Annotated in this window: 18 protein-coding genes; 10 read left to right on the top strand and 8 right to left on the bottom strand. The window is 69.3% G+C overall.

Translation table 11 applies throughout. The annotated features are described in order from the left end of the window. Positions 1-65 precede the first annotated feature (65 nt). The gene (locus ACSDQ9_RS05540; protein WP_435144652.1) at positions 66-2582 is read left to right on the top strand and encodes a glycoside hydrolase family 2 protein; all 2517 of its coding nucleotides are present in this window, start codon (positions 66-68) and stop codon (positions 2580-2582) included. Continuing rightward, entirely contained in the window at positions 2579-3496 is a 918-nt protein-coding gene (locus ACSDQ9_RS05535; protein ID WP_435144649.1) for an N-acetylglucosamine kinase, read from the top strand. Before ACSDQ9_RS05540 ends, ACSDQ9_RS05535 begins: the two co-directional genes overlap by 4 nt. A 21-nt stretch (positions 3497-3517) precedes the next feature. Here the strand turns inward: ACSDQ9_RS05535 and ACSDQ9_RS05530 are convergent, their stop codons facing one another. Both ACSDQ9_RS05530 and ACSDQ9_RS05525 read right to left on the bottom strand, forming a co-directional pair. Next, the gene (locus ACSDQ9_RS05530; protein ID WP_435144646.1) at positions 3518-3919 is read right to left on the bottom strand and encodes a hypothetical protein; all 402 of its coding nucleotides are present in this window, start codon (positions 3917-3919) and stop codon (positions 3518-3520) included. Positions 3920-3988: 69 nt separating this feature from the next. Then, on the bottom strand, positions 3989-5260 hold the full coding sequence (locus ACSDQ9_RS05525; protein ID WP_435144643.1) for an ROK family protein: 1272 nt from the start codon (positions 5258-5260) through the stop codon (positions 3989-3991). Positions 5261-5407: 147 nt separating this feature from the next. Between ACSDQ9_RS05525 and ACSDQ9_RS05520 the strand changes: the two genes are divergently transcribed. After that, the gene (locus ACSDQ9_RS05520; protein WP_435144640.1) at positions 5408-8299 is read left to right on the top strand and encodes a glucodextranase DOMON-like domain-containing protein; all 2892 of its coding nucleotides are present in this window, start codon (positions 5408-5410) and stop codon (positions 8297-8299) included. 466 nt (positions 8300-8765) lie between these two features. Here ACSDQ9_RS05520 and ACSDQ9_RS05515 read toward each other — a convergent pair whose 3' ends face one another. Genes ACSDQ9_RS05515 through ACSDQ9_RS05505 form a run of 3 tightly spaced genes read right to left on the bottom strand, consistent with a single transcriptional unit; the run spans position 8766 to position 10990 of the window. Beyond that, the gene (locus tag ACSDQ9_RS05515) at positions 8766-9101 is read right to left on the bottom strand and encodes a YnfA family protein (RefSeq protein WP_435144637.1); all 336 of its coding nucleotides are present in this window, start codon (positions 9099-9101) and stop codon (positions 8766-8768) included. A gap of 7 nt (positions 9102-9108) precedes the next feature. Next, positions 9109-9786 (bottom strand): phosphoribosylformylglycinamidine synthase subunit PurQ, encoded by a 678-nt coding sequence (gene purQ, locus ACSDQ9_RS05510; protein ID WP_435144635.1) that lies wholly within the window; start codon positions 9784-9786, stop codon positions 9109-9111. 1 nt (position 9787) lies between these two features. Then, positions 9788-10990 (bottom strand): phosphoribosylaminoimidazolesuccinocarboxamide synthase, encoded by a 1203-nt coding sequence (locus ACSDQ9_RS05505; protein ID WP_435144632.1) that lies wholly within the window; start codon positions 10988-10990, stop codon positions 9788-9790. 147 nt (positions 10991-11137) lie between these two features. Here ACSDQ9_RS05505 and ACSDQ9_RS05500 point away from each other — a divergent pair, with 147 nt between their 5' ends. The 4 genes from ACSDQ9_RS05500 (at position 11138) to ACSDQ9_RS05485 (ending at position 15184) form a co-directional block, all read left to right on the top strand. Continuing rightward, the gene (locus ACSDQ9_RS05500; protein ID WP_435144629.1) at positions 11138-12088 is read left to right on the top strand and encodes an ABC transporter substrate-binding protein; all 951 of its coding nucleotides are present in this window, start codon (positions 11138-11140) and stop codon (positions 12086-12088) included. 126 nt (positions 12089-12214) lie between these two features. Continuing rightward, positions 12215-13174 (top strand): amino acid ABC transporter permease, encoded by a 960-nt coding sequence (locus tag ACSDQ9_RS05495; RefSeq protein WP_435144626.1) that lies wholly within the window; start codon positions 12215-12217, stop codon positions 13172-13174. Between the two features lie 47 nt (positions 13175-13221). Further along, positions 13222-13995, top strand: coding sequence for an amino acid ABC transporter ATP-binding protein (locus ACSDQ9_RS05490; RefSeq protein WP_435144946.1), 774 nt, complete (start codon positions 13222-13224; stop codon positions 13993-13995). 79 nt (positions 13996-14074) lie between these two features. Beyond that, complete coding sequence (locus ACSDQ9_RS05485) at positions 14075-15184, top strand: lipase family protein (protein ID WP_435144623.1); 1110 nt, start codon at positions 14075-14077, stop codon at positions 15182-15184. Between the two features lie 10 nt (positions 15185-15194). Here the strand turns inward: ACSDQ9_RS05485 and ACSDQ9_RS05480 are convergent, their stop codons facing one another. Beyond that, positions 15195-15815: a LysE/ArgO family amino acid transporter gene (locus tag ACSDQ9_RS05480; RefSeq protein WP_435144622.1), complete on the bottom strand. Its 621-nt coding sequence runs from the start codon at positions 15813-15815 to the stop codon at positions 15195-15197. 124 nt (positions 15816-15939) lie between these two features. On the opposite strand from ACSDQ9_RS05480, the gene ACSDQ9_RS05475 reads away from it, so the two are divergent. After that, positions 15940-16203: a hypothetical protein gene (locus ACSDQ9_RS05475; protein ID WP_435144619.1), complete on the top strand. Its 264-nt coding sequence runs from the start codon at positions 15940-15942 to the stop codon at positions 16201-16203. 114 nt (positions 16204-16317) lie between these two features. On the opposite strand, the gene ACSDQ9_RS05470 is transcribed toward ACSDQ9_RS05475, so the two are convergent. After that, positions 16318-18651: a glycosyl hydrolase family 95 catalytic domain-containing protein gene (locus ACSDQ9_RS05470; protein WP_435144617.1), complete on the bottom strand. Its 2334-nt coding sequence runs from the start codon at positions 18649-18651 to the stop codon at positions 16318-16320. A 137-nt stretch (positions 18652-18788) separates the two neighbouring features. Between ACSDQ9_RS05470 and ACSDQ9_RS05465 the strand changes: the two genes are divergently transcribed. Both ACSDQ9_RS05465 and ACSDQ9_RS05460 read left to right on the top strand, forming a co-directional pair. Next, on the top strand, positions 18789-19808 hold the full coding sequence (locus tag ACSDQ9_RS05465; RefSeq protein WP_435144614.1) for an aldo/keto reductase family protein: 1020 nt from the start codon (positions 18789-18791) through the stop codon (positions 19806-19808). Between the two features lie 50 nt (positions 19809-19858). Then, on the top strand, positions 19859-20797 hold the full coding sequence (locus ACSDQ9_RS05460) for a VanW family protein (protein ID WP_435144611.1): 939 nt from the start codon (positions 19859-19861) through the stop codon (positions 20795-20797). Here ACSDQ9_RS05460 and ACSDQ9_RS05455 read toward each other — a convergent pair. Continuing rightward, positions 20751-22799, bottom strand: a complete 2049-nt coding sequence (locus ACSDQ9_RS05455) for a beta-galactosidase (protein ID WP_435144609.1) — start codon at positions 22797-22799, stop codon at positions 20751-20753. The genes ACSDQ9_RS05460 and ACSDQ9_RS05455 overlap by 47 nt on opposite strands. Between the last annotated feature and the right edge of the window lie 51 nt (positions 22800-22850).

Below are 22850 nucleotides of genomic sequence, written 5' to 3'. Positions count from 1 at the left end.
CGCCCGCGAACGTCGATAGGCTCACTCCTGAACGTTCGTCCTGACCATCCCCGAGGGAGCCTTCGATGAAGAAGCAGTCCCTGTCCGCCCAACCGTGGACCCTGCACCCCACCCGACTGGCCCCGGGTCCGATGGGTCCGATCGACCTGCCGCCCGAGATCCCCGCGACGGTGCCCGGCAGCGTGCACACCGACCTGCTGGCCGCCGACCTCATCCGCGACCCGTTCTGGGGGCAGAACGAGCTCGGCCAGTTCTGGATCGGCCAGAGCGACTGGGCCTACAGCACCACCCTTCCCGGCCTCTCCCCCGCCGAGGGCTTGGCGTTCGACCGGGTCGACCTGGTGTTCGACGGGCTCGACACCATCGCGGCGGTCACGATCTCCGACGATTCCGACGAGACCCTGCTCGGGCGCACCGACAACATGCACCGCCGCCACCGCTTCGACGTCACCGGCCGCGACACCGACCGCCTGCGGGTGGCGTTCTCGTCCCCCGTCGACGCCACGAACGCCATGGCCCAGCAGCTGCGCCCGCGCCACCACGACTACCCCCACCCCTACAACGCCATCCGCAAGATGGCCTGCTCGTTCGGCTGGGACTGGGGCATCGCCACCGCTTCGTCCGGCATCTGGCGCGACGTGCGCCTCGAGGGCTGGACGACCGCCCGTCTCGGCCGGGTGCAGACCGACGCGCGGCCGGTCGGCGAGGGCGGCCGGGTGACGGTGCGCGTCGAGGTCGAGCGGGCCCGACCGGACGAGCTCACCGTCGAGGTGACCGTCGCCGGTACGAGTCAGACGGCCACGATTCCGGCCGGCCAGACCACGACCGAGCTCACCGTCGATCTCGAGCGGGCGGAACGCTGGTGGCCGGTCGGGCACGGCGATCCGGTGCTGCACGACTGCGTCGTGGTGCTGGCGGCCGGCGGTCGTGAGCTCGACCGGGTGGAGCGGCGGCTCGGTTTCCGCACGGTGGAGTGGCCGGTCACCCCCGACGAGCACGGCATCGGCATGTCGCTGCACGTCAACGGGCGGCTCGTCGAGGTGCGCGGGGTCAACTGGATTCCGGACGACCCCTTCCCCCACCGGGTGACCCGCGAGCGGCTCGAGACCCAGTTCGGGCACGTGCTCGGGGCGAACCTCAACCTGGTGCGCATCTGGGGCGGCGGGCTGTACGAGTCCGAGGACTTCTACGACCTGGCCGACGAGCTCGGCCTGCTGGTCTGGCAGGACTTCACCTTCGCCTGCGCCGCCTACGCCGAGGAGGAGCCGCTGTTCTCGACGATCATCGCCGAGGCCCGCGACAACGTGTCCCGGCTCGGACACCGCGCCAGCCTCGTGCTGTGGAACGGCAACAACGAGAACCTCGAGGGGTTCCAGGACTGGGGCTGGCAGAAGACCCTCGACGGCCACACCTGGGGCGAGCGCTACTACTACACCGAGTTCCCCGCGATCGTGGCCGAGCTGGCGCCGACCCAGGCCTACCTGCCCGGCTCGCCCTGGACCCCGCTCGGGGAGGGGATCTCGTCCGATCTGACCTACTCGCCCAACGAACCCACGCGCGGCTCGATGCATTCGTGGGCGACCTGGAACCGGCTGCCGGCGACGGCCTACCGCAGCTTCCGGCCGCGGTTCGTGGCCGAGTACGGCTGGCAGGCGCCGCCGGCGTGGACGACGCTGCAGACCTTCGGGGACGACGCCATCACCCCGACCTCGCCGGGCACCTTCGTGCACCAGAAGGCCTCGTCGGGGAACAACAACCTGACCCGCGGGCTGCTGCCGAACGCTCCCCTGCCGACCGATCTGGCGACCTGGCACTGGGCGCTGCAGTGGCAGCAGGCGGACGCGATTCGCCTTGCCATCGAGTGGTTCCGCTCGCTGTATCCGGTGTGCACCGGCAACATCGTGTGGCAGCTCAACGACTGCTGGCCGGTGATCTCGTGGGCCGCCGTCGACGGCCTGGGGCACGTGAAGCCGCTGCTGCACGCCATGCGGCACGCCAACGCGCCGCGGCTGCTGACGATCCAGCCGGACGCTTCGGGCCTACGGGCGACGCTGGTCAACGACACCGACGAGCCGTTCGCGGGCGAGGTGGTCGTGCGCCGCTGTTCGATCACCTCCGGTGAGGTGCTGGACGAGCGTGCGCTCCCCCTGGAGGTCGGCGCGAGGGGCGCAGGCTCCGTCGACCTGGGCGAGCTGTCAACGACGTCGGACGAGGCCGGGGAGTACCTGGCGGCGACCCTGCCGGGGGGCCCTTCCGGTGACGAGACGCGAGGGTGGTGGTTCTTCGTGCCACCCCGCGACTCGCGACTCGGCCCGGCCCGGGTGCGGGTGACGCTGGCCGAGGAGTCCCGGGCGACCCTGGTGACGGTGACCGCCGAGACGCTGGTGCGCGACCTGACGCTGCTGGTTGACAAGGCCGACCCCGATCTCGCCGTCGACGGCGGCATGGTGACCCTGCGACCGGGCGAGTCGCACACCTTCGCCGTCTCGGGCAGCATCGACCTCGCCGGCGTCGAACGGGCGCTGGCAAGCCTGAACGACCTCGTCAACGACAACCCACCGATCACGGGAGCCCCACGATGACGACCCTGTTGGCCCTGGACGCCGGCCAGTCCGGCATGCGCGCCTCGATCCGCGTCGACGGCGCCGAGGTGCAGCTGAGCGACCACCGCGGCATGCTCACCGACCGCGCCGTCGTGCCGCAGCTCGCCGCCGCGGTACGGGAGGCGGCGCAGCGGTTCGGTCGTCCGATCGACGTGGTCGGGGTGGGGTCGACCGGCCTCGGGGCGGACGAGACCGCCGCCCAGTTCCTCGACCAGGTGGCGCCCCTGAGGGTGCGTCAGGTGGTGCTCGCCCACGACTCGGTGACGAGCTACCTCGGCGCGCTGGGGCATCACCAGGGCGTGGTGACCGCCGCCGGCACCGGGGTGGTGACCCTGGCGGTCGGGCCGTCCGAGGTGCTGCGGGTCGACGGCTGGGGGTACCTGGTCGGCGACGCCGGCTCGGGGTTCTGGATCGGACGAGCCGGCCTCGACGCCGTGATGCGTGCCTTCGACCGGCGCGGACCAGCCACCTCGCTCACCGAACCCGTGGTGCGCGACTTCCCGTCGCTGCCCGAGCTGTACCTGGAGATCCAGGCCGATCCCGAGCGGGTGCGGCGGGTGGCGTCGTACGCCAAGCTCGTGGCCGAGCACGCCGCTGCCGGCGACGAGGTGGCCGCCCGGATCGTGCGGGCCGCCGGGGCGGAGCTGGCCCACTCGGCCACCTCGGGTCTGCGCGCGGTGGGCATCACGGCGGATGACCCGCCCGTCGCCGTGCTCGGCAACGTCTTCGGGTCGGACCTGGTGCAGGCGTCGTTCGAGGAGCACGTGCGGGCGCAGTTCGGGTCGGCGCAGTTCGTCACCCCGCTCGGCAGCGGGCTCGACGGGGCAGCGCTGTTGGTCGAGGTGGACGAGGACGAGGCCCTGTTCTCGACCATCCTGCGGGCGGATCGCTAGGGCGACGCGGCCATCTGAGGCTCAGCGGTGACGGCGGGGCGCCTCGCCGGGGTAGTGCTTCGGTTCGATGCCGGCGGACTGCTGCCAGGCACGCAGCGACTCGTCGAGCTCCGCGGAGGGCTCGAGTCCGCGCACGTGGGCCAGCCCGAGATTGGTCGACTCCTTCAGCCGCTGCACGTTCTCGTTCGAGGTGAACTGCCACTCGGCGCGCTTCGAGGCGGCCCCGAAGGCCTCGTAGGCATAGTGCAGCGCCCAGGCGGACGAGGGTGCGGCCGTCGCCCAACCGAACGTCTCGAGACCGCTGGCCGCGGCCTCGGGACCACGCGGGTCGAGGGAGGACACCCAGCGCAGGTGGGCGTCGATGGATCCGAACAGCTGGGCCCAGAAGTCCGGGGACGAGTCGTCCAGCGCGGCCTGATTCATGATCAACTCCTACCGTTCATGATCCACTCCAACCCGCCATTCGGCTGGTCGCGGGGTGGCTTGTGCTGGTCACCGCGGTCGCGTTGCGCCCCTGGTGCTACTGGTCGACGCTGCTCTGACTCGTGGGTGCACCACTGACTGCATGGCGAGCACGGCTGGTCCTCGGGCCCACTCGTCAGACCCGAGAATGGGAGTGACCACGTCGACAGGTTGCGCTGCCGGGTGTCGATCGGCGGCCAACTGGGCTTGAACACTTGCGGCGGCTGCGTGGGCGAGTCCAGCTCCTTCACCCGTCACGACGATCCGGTCGGCCATGGTCAGGTTGGCGACGGTGGCGAGCAGACGCCCCAGGGCACGACCGGATGGCTCGATCAGCCGAGCGGCCACGGCGTCACCCGCGGAGGCGAGGTCCACTACCTCTGAGTACGCCACCGGGCGGCGCAGGGCCACGCTGGCAGCTGCCGCTATCGCCTGATCGGTGAGCATTGCGTCGGCGCAGCCGCGATGCCCGTGTGGACACAGCGGTCCTGTGGGATCGAGGGGCACATGTCCGATCAGTCCCAACCCCGCGTCAGGACTCTCGATCAGGTCACCGTGGGCCACCACGCCCAGACCAACACCCACGCCCAGCGTCAACACAGCGAATCGGTCGCGTCCGCGGCCATACCCGAACCACGACTGGGCGCGGGTGAGGGCCATGACGTCGTTGTCCACCACCGTCGACACGCCAACCTTGTCGGCAAGGCGAGCCGCCAGGTCAACTGGCTCGGTCCAGGGGAAGAATGGGCTCGAAACCACGCTCGCATGGTCGACGACGAGTCCACCGATACTCACCCCGATCGCCTGGGCGTGCCCACGGGTGTCCAGCGACTGCACCACCTGGGCAAGTGCCTCGAGCACCCCGTCGGGGTTCCGGTCCAGCAGGCGGGCCCGGGACGACCCCAGCACGCGCGCATGGAAGTCGATCAGTACGCCGTGGGCTTCGGTCGGGGTCAGCCGCACCCCGATGAACCTGCCCGCGTCGGCGACGACACGCAGGGGTCGGGTCGGCCGTCCGGATGGTCCGACCCCGTTGTCGTCGGTCTCCTCGAGCAGGCCAGCCGAAATGAGAGGGCCCGACAATCTCGTCAATGAGGCGGGTGAGAGGCGCAGCCGCCGAGCGAGATCGCTACGAGCCAAGGGCCCGTGCAGCAGAACCTCGAGGGCGATGGCCTGCTCGGTGTCGGTGCGCTGCTGCCAAGGAGATGGTCGCACGCTCGTGGATGACAGCGTCATGGCATCCATCGTGGCATCGGGCCGGCGGACGAGGAAGGCCGCCGCGGCCGTGGCATGCGAGATCACTTTCGTCGCGGCAGTCAAGCGTCCAGCGGGACGGCTCTGCGGCGACCCCTTGACACCCTGGGAGTTTTGAAACGAAACTAAGGGCGCGCCACGCTGTCCGAGGCGCAGCCACCGCCCTCAGACCACTGTTGTTCAGAAGGGACCACCATGTCGCGCACCTCATCACCCGCCCTTGTGCTCGGCAGCGCGCTTGTTCTCGTGCTGTCAGTCCTCGTTGCGCTGGGTCCATCGCCAGCACTGGCCGACGTGTCCGCACCAGCAGTGACCACTTGGGCCCACCCCAACGCAGTCGCCACCACAGGCCCGATCGGCGATGGCCAGGTGCGGCGTTCGCCGTTCTACACAGCCGCAGTCACGCCGATCTCCGCGCCGGCTGACCAGCACGACTCCTTCGTCTACATGAGCGTCCCGAGATCAGGGGAGGGCAAGCGAGGCTACACCGAGGAGGATGGCGCCGAGTTCACCGCTGCCAACGGGTGGACCATGAGCTGGTCGAGCTTCGAGTACTCCACCGACGTGTGGGTCGACGTCACCCTCTTGACCTCGCAGCCGATTCGCTCGGCGAGTCAGGTCACCGTCAGGCCAACCAACCTCGGGCTGAAGACCCAACTGGTGAACAGTTCGACCATCCGCGTCTTCGTGCCATTCAGTCCTGACGGCTACCGCTTCTCGGTCGAATTCGACCCTGAGCAGGTGTCGGTCTACAACGACCTGTCCGGTGCCAGTGGCCAGCAGACCACGGTGGCGGCTGGCAACCGCTTCGTCCACACGGAGCCCCGCAACTCGATGATGGTCTTCGCCAACCCCTCTCCGACAGCAACCCAAGCCGCAGAGCGCGTCCCGACGGCAGCCGACGGCACCATCCGACGTCCGGAACCCGGTCATCTGAGTGGGCTGGAGACCATGGCCGAGGAGATCCTCTACTTCGGCCCAGGCACCTACTGGATGGGGAGCGACCACCACACCGTGCTCCCCGCCAATGTGCGCTGGGTCTACCTGGCTCCGGGCGCGTACGTGAAGGGGGCGTTCCGGTTCCCGGACACCAGCGCCGCCCCGGTGGCCCAGTACAAGGTGACTGGTCTGGGTGTCCTGTCCGGTGAGCAGTACGTCTACGAGGCCGACACGGCCAACGGTTACCAACACAGCGTCGCCGACCAGTGTCACTCCACCTGTGTGAAGATGCTGCAGTTCGAGTCGACCAACACCGGGCAGTCGCTGCTGCTCCAAGGAATCACTGTCGCCTCGCCCCCGTACCACTCATTCGTCACCTATGCGCATTCGGCGGGCGTGGAGGTGGGCGTCGAGAACTTCCGAATGGACGTTCAGGGCTACAAGCAGGTCGGAAGCTGGTACTGGCAGACGGACGGCATCGAACTCTACGACCACAGCAGCATGGCGAACACCTTCTTCCACGCCAATGACGACGTACTGAAGCTCTACCACAGTGATGTCGACGTCAGGAACACCGTGATCTGGAAGAACGAGAACGGACCTGTCTTCCAGTGGGGCTGGGTGCCGCGCACCATCGACAACGTCACGGTCACAGACACCGATGTCATTCACAACCGGATGTACTGGAAGGACCAGAAGTACAACACCTGCGTGTTCAACTCATCGTCGCACTACGAGGACATGGGGGCCACGGATCGGGCTGACGTCTCCTCCACCGTCTCAAACCTCACATTCACCGGAACCCGAGTCGAGGGCGCCGTCAACTGCGCGATCAGAGTCTTCGCGCTGTCGAACCATCGCGACGTGACGATCGACGGGCTTGCCATCGACTCGTGGAACGGGCTGGACCTGTCGTCGCAGCAGAGCCTCCTGAAGCGCTACTCCGATGGTGCCGGCCAACGGGTCGAGATCGGCAACGAGCCCACCGAAGGCCACGGCTTGCTTCTGCACAACTACACCGTCGGCGGGGAGGACATCCTCAAGAGCGGCAACAACTGGGCCAGCGACGAACTGGGGCGTCTCAACTTCGACGCCGACACCTGGGACTCCTGGAACGCCACCGCCGACGGCCAGCCGACCGGCACGCCCCCGAAGCTATCGGTGACCTCGCCCGCGGACGGGACCGTCGCCAGCTCCCGCACCGTCACCGTCACCGGCACCACCGACACCAGCAGCGTCCAGATCAGGGTCAACGGGATCACCAAGAAGGCACCCGTGACCAAGGGATCGTTCAGCGTCAAAGTGAAGCTGCCCGAGGTCACCAACCATCTGGTGGTGACCGCGACCGGCCCGACGGGGGTGATGAGCGTCGACCGACGCACCGTGGTGGCCTACGGCACTCTCGTTGGCTCGCTGACCGATCCTGTAGGTGACGACAACGGGCCCGGCAGCTACACCTATCCCACGGACTCGGCCTTCAATCCGGGCAGCCTTGACCTCACTGGCCTCAAGGTCTACTCCGACGGCAAGACGATCCGCTTCGTGACGAACACCGCTGGCCCAATCCGCAACCCATGGGGCGGCAACGGGATGAGCACCCAGCGGCTGAACATCTACCTGCGGGACGGCCAGTCGACGGTCACGACGCCCATGCTGCCGGGCACCAACACCTCCGCAGCCGGAGCCTGGAGCCACGTCATCGTCGCCGACGGACGCTATGACGATGCCCAGTTCGGCAGCGGCGTTTACGATGCTGCACTCACCAAGGTGGGCAGCACCACCCTGCTGGTTGACCCTCGCGGAACGATCGTGGCGTCGATTCCGGCCAAGGCGTTGAAGGGGGTTAACCTGTCGGATCTTGAAATGCAGGTGTCCATGTTCACCGACGCCGAGGGTGGAGAGGGCGTCGGTAATGTGCGCCCCGTCTACAGCGCGGCGTGCGCTGCTGGTGAGGGCTGTCCCTGGTTCGTCGGCCCTTACCGCCCAGCTGGAGGCGCTGGCGAGTTCGATGACTCGATCCCGTCAAAGGACACTGACGTCAGCGACTCCAATGCTCTCGACATCATCTCTGGTCCGGCATCTCAAGCCCAAGTGATGGACTGGACGAGGGGCCCGGTGATCGTTCCATACGTGCGCTTGGATCGCTGACGGCATGGGCCTACAGCCGGGCTCATGAGGCTGGGTGAGCCGTGCCTCACGTCTGACGAAGCGAAGGGCCTTGGCCATCTGGCCAAGGCCCTTCGTGTAGCCCGATGAGGGGGCACGTGACCCCGTGGTGGACTGCCTGGTGTGGTGGGGCGCCGCGTTCGTCGCAGGGGTAGTCGAGTGGGTCCGTGCCGTCATGGAGCTCCTCGACGCTGGGGTCCGCCACCAGCTGGTGGGGGGGTGTCCATGCGTGGGACGTACGGGCCGGCTCTGGCGGGCGCCGAAGGCGCGGCGTGGCAGGGAGTAGGGGGCAGCCCCGCGTAGCGGGCTGCTGGCAAGGCGCCGCAGGCGCCACAGCTGCCCCGGTGACCGCACTTCGACACGCTCGTCCCTCCGCTACTCACTGCACGGACGCCCCTCGCTCCCTGAGTAGGCCGCGAGGAACGAGCGGCCGTGTCGAAGGGCCCGCTCAGGCCGCCCGCGGCGCGTACATGATCACCGCCACGCCCACCAGGCACACCAGGGCCCCGATCACGTCCCACCGATCGGGCCGGAACCCGTCGACCACCATCGCCCACAGTAGTGAGCCGGCCACGAAGACCCCGCCGTAGGCAGCCAGGATTCGTCCGAAGTGGGCATCGGGCTGCAGCGTGGCCACGAATCCGTAGAGCCCCAGCGCGATCACCCCGGCCCCGGCCCACAGCCAGCCCCGATGCTCGCGAACCCCCTGCCAGACCAGCCACGCCCCACCGATCTCGCACAGCGCCGCGACGACGAACAGGGCCAGCGACTTCAGCGGGAGCATGCCTGCCTCACACGTGGGCCGCGAGGAACCTCTGCACCGACGAGAAGAACGGACGACCGTCCAGCGACGGCGAAGTCAGCTCCTCCATGTTGTGCTCCGGGTGCGGCATCAGCCCGACCACGTTGCCGCGCTCGTTGGTGATGCCGGCGATGTCGTTGATCGAACCGTTGGGGTTGCCGACGTAGCGGAACACCACCTGGTTGTTGTCCTCGAGCCGCTTCAGGGTCTCGGGGTCGGCCTGGTAGTTGCCCTCGCCGTTCTTCAGCACGATGGTGATCTCCTGCCCGGCCTCGAAGTCGCAGGTCCACACCGTGTCGGTCGACTCCACCCGCAGCCGCTGGTCGCGACAGATGAAGTGCTGCGACTCGTTGCGAATCATCGCCCCCGGCAGCAGGTGGGTCTCGCACAAGACCTGGAAGCCGTTGCAGATGCCCAGCACCGGCATGCCCGTACCGGCGGCGTCGATCACCGACTGCATCACCGGCGAGAACCGCGCGATCGCACCGCATCGCAGGTAGTCACCGTAGGAGAATCCGCCGGGAAGGATCACCGCGTCGACACCGGCCAACGAGTCGGAGGCGTGCCACAACGACACCGGCTCCGCCCCGGCGAGGCGCACCGCCCGCTGGGCGTCGTGGTCGTCCAACGAGCCGGGAAAGGTGACGACGCCGATCCGGGTCGCCACGTCAGGCCTCCTGACCGGGAGCCTCGACGCGCACGTCAAACTGCTCGATCACGGTGTTGGCCAGCAGCGTCTCGGCCGCCTGGCGCACCTCGTCGAGGCGCTCGGGCGTGATCTCGCCGTCGACCTCGATCTCGAACCGCTTGCCCTGCCGCACGGTCAGGCCGGTGTGCCCCAGCCGCTGCAGCGCCCCGGTCACCGCCTTGCCCTGCGGGTCGAGAATCTCGGGCTTGGGCATCACGTCCACCACGATCTTGGCCATGCCCGTGATCCTATCGAGATCGGACGATGCCTCCGCACCCACGCCCGCGGCCCCGGACGCGAAGGCGGCCCCGGTCAACCGCTGGTAGGCCTCCAGGTAGCGCTCGCGGGTGGCGGTGACCACCTCGTCGGGCAGAGGGGGCGGGGGCACGTCGGAGGCCTTGTCCCAGCCCGAGTCGCGGGTGAGCCAGTCGCGCAGGTACTGCTTGTCGAACGACTCGAGACGCCCCTGCTGCCACGCCTCGGCATCCCAGAAACGCGACGAGTCGGGGGTGAGCACCTCGTCGGCGAGCACGATGGTGCCGTCGGGGCGCTGGCCGAACTCGACCTTGGTGTCGGCCAGGATGATGCCCCGCTCGCGGGCGATCCGCTCGGCAGCCGAGTAGATCGCCAGGGTCAACTCACGCAGCCGCTCGGCCACCTCGTCACCCACGATGCCGCGCATGCGGTCGAAGTCGATGTTCTCGTCGTGCTCGCCCAGCTCGGCCTTGGTGGCCGGGGTGAAGATCGGTTCCGGCAGCCGCGCCCCGTCGTGCAGCCCGTCGGGCAGCGACACCCCGCACACGGTTCCCGACGCCTGGTACTCGGCCCAGCCCGACCCCGTCAGGTAGCCGCGGGCGACGCACTCGACGGGGAACATCGTCAGCGACTCGCAGATCACGGCCCGGCCGACCACGACGTCCGGCACGTCGGTCGAGAGCACGTGGTTGTCGACCACGCCCCCAAGCTGGTCGAACCACCACTGGGAGAGCTGGGTGAGCACGGCCCCCTTGTCGGGAATCGGACGCGACAGCACATGGTCGTAGGCGCTCACCGCATCGGTGGCCACCATCAACAGGCGCTCACGCCCGGACTCGTCCGCGGGCCACGCGTACAGCCGTCGCACCTTGCCGGCATGGATCTGCGGGGCGTCGAGCGCGCCCAGGTCGGATTCGTCGAAGCTCACGCGTCAACCCTACGGCCCGCTCGCCCGGGGCAGGTGATTGTTCCAATCTGGTTGCGATGTGCGCCCCGCCGACGAACAGGCTGACCTCGTCGGCGCCCGACTGCCATGATCGGCTGCACGCATCACCCCCACCCAGAAAGGGCCCCCATGTCGGTCACCTTCACCTCGCGTTCCCGCTGGCGCACCGGTCTGGCGGCGCTCGGGCTGCTCAGCCTGACGCTCACCGCCTGCGGCTCGACCGAACTGCCCAGCGGCCAGCCCTCCGCCCCCGCGGACACCCAGCCCAGCACCTCGTCCAGCTCGTCGGCGTCGGCGAGCACCGCCACCGTCAAGGTGGACGAGGCCCTCGCCGCGAAGGTGCCGGCCGCGATCAAGTCGAAGGGTGTGCTCGTCGACGGCACCGACGCGAGCTACGCCCCCAACGAGTTCATCGACACCGACGGCAAGACCATCGTCGGCATGGACATCGAGCTGCTCGACGCCGTCGCCACCACCCTGGGCCTGAAGGTCGAGTACAACAACGCCGGCTTCGACACCATCATCCTGGGCGTCACCAGCGGCAAGTACGACATCGCGGTCAGCTCGTTCACCATCAACGACAAGCGCAAGCAGCAGGTCACGATGGTGCAGTACTTCAACGCCGGCACCTCGTGGGCCGCCAAGCCGTCGAGCGGGCTCGACCCCGACAACATGTGCGGCAAGACGGTCGCGGTGCAGAAGGGCACCGTGCAGATCGACGACATCGAGGCCCGCAACAAGGTCTGCACCGACGCCGGCAAGCCGAAGATCACCATCGTGGTCGAGGCCGAGCAGTCGAAGGCGACCGCCGACGTGGTCTCGGGCAAGGCCGACGCCATGCTGGCCGACTCCCCCGTCGTCGCCTACGCGATCACCCAGACCAACGGGCAGCTCGAGCAGATCGGCGAGATCTACGACGCCGCTCCGTACGGCATCGTCGTCTCGAAGGAGAACGAGGAGTTCGGCAAGCTGATCGGCGAGGCCCTCGCCAAACTGCAGGCCGACGGCACCTACGACGCCATCCTGGCCAAGTGGGGCAACGACGGCGGCGCCGTCACCGAGTTCCCCGTCAACCCCTGAGGCCGGCTCACCCCTGAGTCTGGCTGACACTGAGGCCGGCTCCCCCGCGGAGCCGGCCCCCCGAATCGGGGTGGGGGTCGACACCGGCGTCGGCACCCACTCCACCTCGTCCCGGAAGGACCATTGATGAGCAGTTCGCTGCTGGAGCGCGCCAGGCAGGAGCGCCCATCCGACCTGAAGGCCGCGCCCGTGCGGCATCCGTGGCGCTGGGTGCTGATCGCCGTGATCGCCGTGCTGGTGGCGATGATGGTGCACTCGTTCGCGACCAATCCCAAGTGGGAGTGGAGCTACGTCTTCTCGGTGATGAACTACCGGCCGATCCTGCAAGGCTTGGCCGTCGGCACCCTGTTGGGCACTCTGATCGCGATGATCGTGGGCGTCAGCCTCGGCGTGGTGCTGGCGGTGATGAGGCTCTCGTCCAACCCGGTCTTGAGCGCGGTGGCGGCGGTCTACACCTGGTTCTTCCGCTCGGTGCCCCGGTACGTGCTGCTGACGATTCTCGGCGTGGGCGTCATCTACCTCTACCCCCACCTCGACCTCGGGCTGCCGTTCGGGCAGGAGCTCTCGCGGGCGCTGGGGCTCGACGAGAACACCCTCTCGCCGTGGATGATCGACACCCGCCAGCTCAGCCAGGGCATCGTCGTCGGCGCCATCGGGCTCGGGCTGTCGGAGGCCGCCTACATGAGTGAGATCGCGCGGGCCGGCATTCTCTCGGTCGACACCGGGCAACGCGAGGCGGCCGCCGCGCTGGGCATGAGTTCGTCGCGCACCATGTCGCGGATCGTGCTGCCGCAGGCCATGCGGGTGATCGTGCCCCCGACCGGCAACGAAACCATCGCCATGGTGAAGGACACCTCGCTGTTGATCGCGGTGCCGGTGGGCCTGGAGTTGTTCAACCAGGCCAGCATCGTCGCCAACCGCACCTACAAGATCATGCCCGCCTACGTCGCGGCGACCCTGTGGTACATCATCATCTGCTCGGTGCTGATGGTCGGCCAGACCCTGCTCGAACGTCATTTCGGACGAGGCTTCGGCGCCATCAACCCCCGCGCCCAGCGGCTGCTCAACAAGGCCGGAGAACACTGATGAGTCAACGTCTGGCCAACACCAACCCCGAACTCGCCCAGGAACCGCTGGTCGAAGCCATCAACGTGCACAAGTCGTTCCACCGCAACCACGTGCTCAAGGGCATCGACCTGGTGGTGCATCCCGGTGAGGTGGTCTGCCTGATCGGCCCGTCGGGCTCGGGCAAGACGACCTTCCTGCGCTGCATCAACCTGCTCGAGCAGATCGACGGTGGCCGCATCTTCGTCGACGGCCAGCTGATGGGGCTCGAGGAGCGGGGCGGACGACTGCGCCACCTCGGCGACGAGCAGCAGGCCGCGCAGCGCCGCGAGATCGGCATGGTCTTCCAGCGGTTCAACCTGTTCCCCCACATGACCGCGCTCGGCAACGTGATCGAGGCCCCGGTGCACGTGCGCCGCCAGTCCAAGGCCGTCGCCACCGCGCGCGCCGTCGAACTGCTCACCCAGGTCGGGCTCGCCGACAAGGTGCACCACTACCCGGCGCAGTTGTCGGGCGGTCAGCAGCAGCGGGTGGCCATCGCCCGGGCGCTGGCCATGGACCCCAAGCTGATGCTGTTCGACGAGCCCACCTCGGCCCTCGACCCCGAACTGGTGGGCGACGTGCTGCGGGTGATGCGCGACCTCGCCGAGGGCGGCACCACCATGATCGTGGTCACCCACGAGATCGGGTTCGCCCGCGACGTGGCCGACCGGGTGGTCTTCATGGCCGACGGCGTCGTGGTCGAGGAGGGCGAGGCCCGACAGGTGATCAACGACCCCCAGCACGACCGCACCAAGCAGTTCCTGCAGCGCGTGCGCGAAGAGGGTGCCGCCGCCACCTGAGCCGGTGGGGTTGCCCCCTTGTGGAGGGATCGTCCGCGCGCCTACGCTGCGCTCATCGAGACTGGGCGAGGGGGACCCCATGAACGATCTACCTGGGCACGACTCTGAGGGGCACGATTCAGCGGGAGCATCCGGGGGCACGCGCACTCGTCCGACCACCAGGGACGACCACCGCGTCACCACCCACGCGTTCACCTCGACCGACGGGCTGCCGCTGACGCTGCTGAACGTGCGCGGGCGCCACGAACCCACGCGCGGGCCGGTGCTGCTGGTGCACGGCGCCGGCGTCAGGGCCGAGATCTTCCGGCCGCCCACGAGTCGCACCTTCGTCGACGCCCTGATCGACGACGGCTGGGACGTCTGGTTGCTCAACTGGCGGGCCTCGATCGACCTCGACCCGGTGCCGTGGACCCTCGATGCCGCCGCCGAGCACGACCACCCCGCCGCGGTGCGCACGGTGGCCGAACTGACCGGCGCCGACACGATGAAGGCGGTGGTGCACTGCCAGGGGTCGACGTCATTCGCGATGAGCGCCGCCGCGGGGTTGGTGCCCCAGGTCACCACCATCGTCTCGAACGCCGTCTCACTGCATCCGGTGATCCCGCTGGGATCGCGGGTGAAGATCCACGGCCTTCGTCCGCTGATCTCGGGGCTCACTCCCGGCCTCGACCCATCGTGGGGGGACGACCCCGACAGCGCGTTCGGCAAGGTCGCCAGCCGGGCGGTGCGGCTCACCCACCGCGAGTGCGACAACACGGTCTGCCGGTTGGTGAGTTTCACCTACGGCAGCGGACGCCCGGCCCTGTGGTCGCACGCGCAGCTCGACGAGGCGACCCACGAGTGGATCCGCGGGGAGTTCGGGATGGCGCCCATGAGCTTCTTCGCGCAGATGGACCGCTGCGTGCGGGCGGGGCACCTGGTCAGCGTCACCGAGGGCTCGGGGCTGCCGACCGACTTCGGGGTGACGCCACCGCAGACCGACGCCCGCTGGGTGCTGGTCGCGGGCCGCGACAACCGCTGCTTCCTGCCCGAGAGCCAGGAGCGCACGTTCGCCTGGCTGGATCGCTGGCAGCCCGGTCGCCACGCCCTGCACGTGGTCGAGAACTACGGCCACCTCGACATCTTCCTGGGCGAGCGGGCCCACCGTGACGTCTTCGGCATGCTGCTGGACGAACTCGCCCGCGACTGACCCAGACTGACTAGCCGATCGCGAGCTTGATGGCGATCGCCACCATCACCACGCCGATCAGCAGGTCGAGCACGCGCCAGGTGCGGGGGTTGCCGAGCGGCTTGGCCAGCGCCCGGGCGCCGAAGCCGAGGGCCGTGAACCAGGTGATGCTGGCCGCGCCGGCTCCGGCGGCGAACCACCATCGCCATGGTTGGTGCTGGTTCGCGAGGTTGCCGAGCATCACCACGGTGTCGAGGTACACGTGGGGGTTGAGCCAGGTCAGCGCCAGCGCGGTGCGCGCGACGGCGGCGCTGCGTGTGTGTGCGTGGGGTGTGCCAGAGGCGTCGTCGTCGGCCTCGTGCAGTTCGCCGGGTTTCCACGCGCGTCGGAAACTCTGGATCGCGAACCAGAGCAGGTAGGCCACGCCCGCCCAGCGCAGGATGGTGAGCAGCACGCCGACGCGCTCGACGATCACCCCGATGCCTGCCGTGCCGAGGGCGATCAGCACGAGGTCAGAGACGGCGCAGATCAGCACCACGATGCCCACGTGCTCGCGGCGGATTCCCTGCCGGAGCACGAACGCGTTCTGCGCCCCGATGGCGATGATCAGACTCGCGCCGAGACCGAAGCCATTGAGCACACTGTCGAGCACCGGCTCACTGTATCGGCGCGAACCGTATCGCCGGACGATGGTCGTGCTCTTGATCAATGGCGGCCCCGATCAGGGGCGCCGCAACCGCTCAGGTCACCTGAGCCCCGATCCAGGAGACATCACCATGAACCCCATCGACCAGAAGTTCGACCACGACCTCGATCTGCTCGACGAGCGCGCCCACACCCTGCTGGGTCTCGTCGACCGCATCTCGGACCACCGGGCCACGCTGAAGGAGATCATCGCCGAATGGCGGCGGCCCGGGTGGACCACCCCGGCCGAGTTCTTCCTCGTCGACATCCAGTTGCAGTCGCTGGCCAAGCAGGCCGCCCTGCTCGAGGAGAGCATCGGAGACCTCAACAAGGCCGCCCAGATGGTAGGCCGCTGACCCGTCCGCCAGGGCGAGGACCAGAACTCGGTTCCCGTTGGCCTGACGGGGTCGTCCAGACCCCACTCAGGCCAACCAGAACCGAGTTCTGGTTCTCCCACCCGACTCAGTCGGTCAGGGAAGCTCCCACGACTCCCCGGCCGCCAGCCGCACGTCGGCCCGAACCAGCGCGCCGGCCACGGTGAGACTCACCTCGACGTCGCGGGTGGCCGTCAATCGGGCCGACTGCAGCTGAGCGTCACGCCACTCCACGTCGACCTCCAACCCACCCCAAGTGCGGGCGCCGCTCAGGCGCCCCTCACGCCAGGCCGACGGCAGCGCGGGCAGCAGGTCGACGAGCACCGATTCGGGGGCGTCGGGCCGCAGTGCCCCGCCCAGGTCGCTGCGCACCAGCAGCTCGAGCACCCCGGCGGTCGCCCCGAAGTTGCCGTCGATCTGGAACGGCGGGTGGGTGTCCCACAGGTTGGCCATCGTCGACCCCGACAGCAGCCCTCCGAGCAGTCGATGGGCCCGGTCGCCGTCGCCCAGCCGCGCCCAGAAGTTGACCTTCCACGCCTTCGACCAGCCGGTGCCCTCGTCGCCGCGGTGGTCGAGGGTGGCCCGGGCGGCGGCCCGCAGGTCGTCCGCGTTCGAGTGGGAGAGCAGGGCGCGACCCGGGTGCAGCGCGTAGAGCTGGGAGGTGTGGCGGTGGTGCTCCTCGGTGCCCGAGACCTCGGGGGTGCGCCACTCGGCGATCTCGGAGTCGCGCACCTCGAGCCCGTCCGCGAGCCGGGGCAGGGCCTCGGTCAGGCGGGCGACCACGGCGTCGTCGGTCAGCCCGAGGAACGCGGCCGCCTCGAGGGTGGTGGTGAACAGTTCGTGCACGATCTGCTGGCTCATGGCGGCTCCGGCGGTGAACCAGCCGTGCTCCGGCGAGTACGACGGGCTGGCCAGCAGGGCCTGATCGGCCCCGGACTGCAGGGTGTCCAACCACAGTTCGCAGGCACCGACCAACACGGGCCAGCCCTGCTCCCGCAGCACCTCGCTCTCGCCGGTGTGGCGCTGGTGCCACCAGAACGCCTGCGCCAGCCAGGCGCCGGCCTCGGCGAACCAGGCGGCGGTCGGCCAGTCATAGACGCCGGTGAAACCCCACACATTGGTCTCGTTGTTCACCAGCCAGGCCCGCTCCGAGGTGGTGCCGAGCACGTTGCGGGCCGAGTGGCGCCCGGGCTCGAGCAGGCCGTGGATCCAGCGCAGGTACGGCTCGGCGCACTCGGCCAGACCGGCGGCCCAGACGTGCCAGTAGTTCATCTGCAGGTTGATGTTGACGTGGTAATTGGCTCCCCATGGCGGGGTGTTGACGTGGTTCCAGCCGCCCTGCAGGTTCGCCGGCAGCGAGTCGTCACCGGCCCGGGACGAGGCAATCATCAGGTACCGCCCGTACTGGGCGTGCAGCACCTCGAGGTGGCGGTCGGCCGAGGCGTTCTGGCCGTAGTGCTCCACCCAGTCGGAGGTGTCCCCCACCGTCGGCGCCCCGCCCAGGTCAAGGTCGAGACGTCCGAAGAACGAGCCGTGGTCGGCCACGTGGCGCGCGCGCAGCTCGGCCCACCCCAGGTCGGCGGCCCGGTCGAGATCGGCGGCGACGCGGGGGGCCGGGTCGACGCCGGAGCGGTAGTCGGGGAAGCGATTGGCGTAGTCGGTGCCACCCGACCACAGCAGCAGCACCTCGTCGGCCCCGGTCACCCGCAGCCCCGACCCGGCCGCGGCCACCGATCCGCCGACGGCCCTGACCACCACCCGGCCCGCGTACCGCAGGCCGTTGTCGACGCCGACACCGGCGAGCGTGATCGTGCCCTCGCCCGCCCCGGCTTCGATGGCCACCTCGGCCGCACCGAGCAGCTCATCCGGGCCAGCCGCTGGGTTCCACGCCACGTCAAAGCTCACCGGCTGAGTGCCGGTGAACCGGGCCGCCACCACCCGGTCGGGGTGCGAGCACAGGTACTCGCGCACGTAGGCGCCGTCGTCGCCCGCCACCCGGACGACCCCGGTGGCCAGGTCGAGGGTGCGGCGGTAGGACTCCCCCACGGCCGAGCCGTCGAAGCCGAACTCCAGTCGCCCGAAGGTCTGCATGGAGCCGTAGCCGACCTTGGCCTGACCGAGCTGGTCGTGGGCCATCACGAGGGCCGGGTCGAGCTCGCCGCCGTCGGCCAACCGGCCCCGCAGCTCGGCCAGTCGCTGGTGGCGCCACTCGATCTCGTCCTCGGGATAGTTGCCGTGGCGGTAGCCGGGCACCCCAGGGCCGCCGCTCCACAGCGACTTCTCGTTGAGCACCAGGTGGTCGGTGGTCGGGCCGCCGAAGATGCTGGCCGCGAGGGTGCCATTGCCGATCGGCAGCACCGCCGACTCCCACGCGTCGAGGTCGCCGGGGGTGGAATACGTGAGCAGCAGGGGTGGGGTCGCCGAGGACATGCCCACGACCCTAGAGGTCGCCTGACGCAATCGTGCGTGCGCGCCACGCAAGAACAGCGAGACCCCGGGCGCGCCCACCACCCGACCGGCAAAGATGGGGGTGAACCCACAACGTCACTCACGGAAGGACCCGCGCGATGGAGTTTCGCAACCTGGGCAACTCGGGCATGCTCATCTCGGCCGTCACCTACGGCAACTGGCTCACCCACGGCTCGCAGATCGAGGCCGATCAGGCCACGGCCTGTGTGAAGGCCGCCCTCGACCTGGGCATCTCGACCTTCGACACCGCCGACGTCTACGCCAACACCGCCGCCGAGACCGTGCTCGGTGAGGCGCTGAAGGGCCAGCGGCGCGAGTCGCTGGAGATCTTCACGAAGGTCTTCAACCCGACCGGCCCTCGCGGCAAGAACGACCGCGGCCTGAGCCGCAAGCACATTCTCGAGGCGATCAACGGCTCGCTGCAGCGGCTGCAGACCGACTACGTCGACCTCTACCAGGCCCACCGCTACGACCACTTCACCCCGCTCGAGGAGACCATGCAGGCCTTCGCCGACGTGGTGCGGCAGGGCAAGGCCCTCTACATCGGCGTCTCGGAGTGGACCGCCGATCAGATTCGCGAGGCCCACGGCCTGGCCAAGCAGTTGGGCATCCAGCTGGTGTCGAACCAGCCCGAGTACTCGATGCTGCAGCGCGTGATCGAGGCCGAGGTCGTGCCCACCTCGTCGGAGCTCGGCGTCTCGCAGGTGGTGTGGTCGCCGATGGCCCAGGGCGTGCTGTCGGGCAAGTACCTGCCGGGGCAGCCCGCGCCGGAGGGGTCGCGCGCCACCGACGAGAAGGGCGGCAAGAACATGGTGTCGCGCTGGCTCGAGAACGACGACCTGCTGACGCGCGTGCAGCAGCTCAAGCCGATCGCCTCTGACCTGGGCATCTCGATGCCGACCCTGGCCATCGCCTGGGTGCTGCAGAACCCGAACGTGGCCTGCGCCATCGTGGGGGCCTCTCGTCCCGAGCAGTTGACGGACTCCGCGGCCGCAGCGGGCGTGACGATCCCCGCCGACGTGATGGCCCGCATCGACGAGATCGTCAAGCCGGTGGTGACCGACGATCCGGCGATCACCGCGACCCGGTCGCCGCAGGAGCGTCCGGAGTTCAGCTGAGAAGTTCCTGAACTCGTGAACCGGTGACCCTCGGGGGGCGTAGTCATGACGTGACATCGCTCCCCGAGGACACCATGACCACCCACACCAGCGCCGCCGATCAGGTCGGCACCACGTTCGAGCTGCCCACCCGCCTGCAGGCCGGGGCACCGCTCAGCGAACGCCACCCCTGGCTCTACCCGCTCGCCGTCAAGTACCACCAGACCCGCCGCTGGATCGCCTGGCAGCGCTCGTCGACCCCGTGGGCCGCGACGAGATCGGACGACCCCCTGCCCGTGAAGGTGAAGCTGCACAAGTCGTTGTTGCTGCGCAGTCTGGGCGAGTCGGAGATGTGGCTGCAGCACAACAAGGTGACCAACCTGAGGCTGGCGGCCGCCGAGGTCAACGGCATCCTGATCCGCCCCGGCGAGTCGTTCTCGTTCAACAAGGTGGTCGGCAACTGCACCAAGGGCCGCGGCTTCGTCGAGGGCATGCGCCTGTCGAACGGGGAGGCTCGTCCGGGAGTGGGTGGCGGCATCTGCCAGCTGGCCAACCTGCTGCACTGGATGTTCCTGCACTCGGCGCTGACCGTGACTGAGCGGTCGGAGCACTCGTTCGACCCGTTCCCCGACAACGGCCGCGTGCTGCCGTGGGGTGTGGGCTGCTCCATCGTGTGGAACTACGTCGACCTGGTCGTGCGCAACGACACCGACACCACCTTCCAGCTGCTGGTCGGCGTCGGCGACCGCTACCTCGAGGGTGAGCTGCGCGCCGACCAGCAGCAGAGCCACAGCTACAAGGTGTTCGCCCGCAACGAGCAGTTCCTCAAGAAGGACGACGAGTACTTCCGGCGCAACGAGATCTGGCGCGAGCTGATCGACCGCCGCACCGGCAACCGCGACGGCGAAGAGCTCGTCAAGCGCAACTGCGCGCTGGTGAAGTACCTGCCGCAGGACGTGGCGATCATCGACCTGGACGAAGCACCGCCGCCTGCTGGGGCGCCAGCCTGAACTCCCTGCCCCGGGTGCCCTCGACGAGGTCGAGGCAGTCCACCGTGCTGTGCACCGTCTGCTCGAGCGGAGCGTGGTTCACCACGAAGGTGTGACCACCGCGCACCATGACCTCCACACCCGGACAGTCGTGGGAGCGGTCAGCCACCGGGAGCGCCGCCAGCACCCCGAGGTCGGGAGCGACCCCGGCCTCGTCCAGCACCAGGTCGACCAGGGCGGCCAACTGCGGCTCGGCCAAGCCGGCGCCCACGTAGTAGAACGGCGCGTCGGGTGACCTGACCACCGCCGGGCCGAGGTCGGCGGTCTCGGGCGTGGTCTGGTCGAACGAGGCCAGCACCCGGGCGGGGCGGTGTTCGTCCAGCACCAACCGTTCGGCCCAGGCGGCCACCCGCCCACCGCCCAGCGCCTCCGAGACCAGCCCCGCCCCGGCCTCGCCGAGCGGCCACCACTGTTCGCCGCGCGCCCCGAGCAGGTCGGTGAACCCGCCCGGGAACGGCCCGGGGAACAGCCGGGCGGACTCGTCCTCGACCGCCGAGAATGCACCCATCACCAGCGTGCGGCCCGCCTCGACGTGCGCCCGCAGGTTGTCCACCGACTCCGCCGACAGCAGGTGCGCGCACGGCGCGAACACCACCGGGTAGGCCGACAGGTCGTCCCACGGCGCCCGCACGTCGACCTGCCAACCACGTTCCCACAACGGACGATGCCACGCCTCGGCCCGCTCGAGCACCGTGCTCAGGTTGGAGGGAGCATCGGGTTCCTCGGCCGCCCACCGCGATTCCCAGTCGAGCACCAGGGCCACCGGCGTGGTGACCTGGGTGCCCGCCACCGGCCGCAGCTCGCGCAGCAGGGTGCCGATCCGTTGCACGTCGCGGTGCAGCAGGGTGTCGGCGCCGCTGTTGGGAAGCATCGCCGAGTGGAACCGCTCCGAGCCCGAGGACGCCTGCCGCCACTGGAAGCTCAGCACCCCGTCGGAGCCGTGCCCGATCGCCCGCACCGCGTCGGCCACCCGCTGCCGGGAGGTCTTGGGGGTGTTGTGGGGCCGCCAGTTGACCGCCCCCATCGCCTGCTCCATCAGCAACCAGGGTTGCCCGAAGCGCAGCGACCGCAGCATGTGGTCGACGAACGAGATTCGCTGCCGAGCCCACGGGTCGGCCGGGTCGGGGTACTGGTCGTCGGCGATCACGTCGAGGTCGTCGGCCCACCGCTGGGCATCGACGTGCTCGTAGAAACCCATCAGGTTGGTGGTGATCGGGGTGTCGCCGACCAGCGGACGAAGCACCTCCCGCTGCTCCAGGTACAAGGTCTTCAACTGCGCCGACACGAACCGACGATGGTCGAGCACCGCACCCGGGTTCTGGCCACGCAACGGCACGACCACCTCGTCGAAACTGGCGTGGTACTGGCTCCAGAACGCGGTGCCCCAGGCGTGGTTGAGCGCCTCGATGCTGCCATGGCGCTCGCGCAGGAAGGCCTGGAAAGCCGCCCGGCAGTGGTCGCACCAGCAGCCGTGGCCGTACTCGTTGCCGATGTGCCACAGGCGCACCGCCTCGTGGTGGCCGTAGCGCTCACCCAGCCGGCGGGCGATCTCGCGGCAGTGCTCGCGGAACTCCGGCGAGCTGGGGCAGAAGTGGGCGCGGCCGCCGTGCTGGCTGCGCTGCCCCGACGGGCTGACCGACAAGGTGGCCGGCTGACGCAGTCCCATCCACGGCGGCGGGGACGCGGTGGGGGTGGCCAGGTCGATGGCGATGCCGTGCGACCAGAGCAGGTCGATCACCTCGTCCATCCAGTCGGTGTCGAAGGTGTCGGGGGTCGGCTGGTAGCGCGACCAGCTGAAGACGCCGACGGTGGCGACGTTGACGCCGGCCTCGACCATGCGGGCGACGTCGTCACGCCAGACCGAGCGGTCCCACTGTTCGGGGTTGTAGTCGCCGCCGTAGAGCAGGGCGCCGTCGGCCACGTTGGCCAGGGGGTTGGCTGCCAGGGTGTTGGGGATGGTCATGGTTCGCTCCCGTGAGGTGGGGTGGACGGGTGGGGGGTCTCGACACGCGGC

It is taken from the genome of Aestuariimicrobium soli (assembly GCF_051192575.1).
In the GTDB taxonomy this organism is placed as follows: Bacteria; Actinomycetota; Actinomycetes; order Propionibacteriales; family Propionibacteriaceae; genus Aestuariimicrobium; species Aestuariimicrobium soli.
Note: the sequence above shows the minus strand (reverse complement) of the source record. Positions and strands in the feature narration are given on the sequence as shown.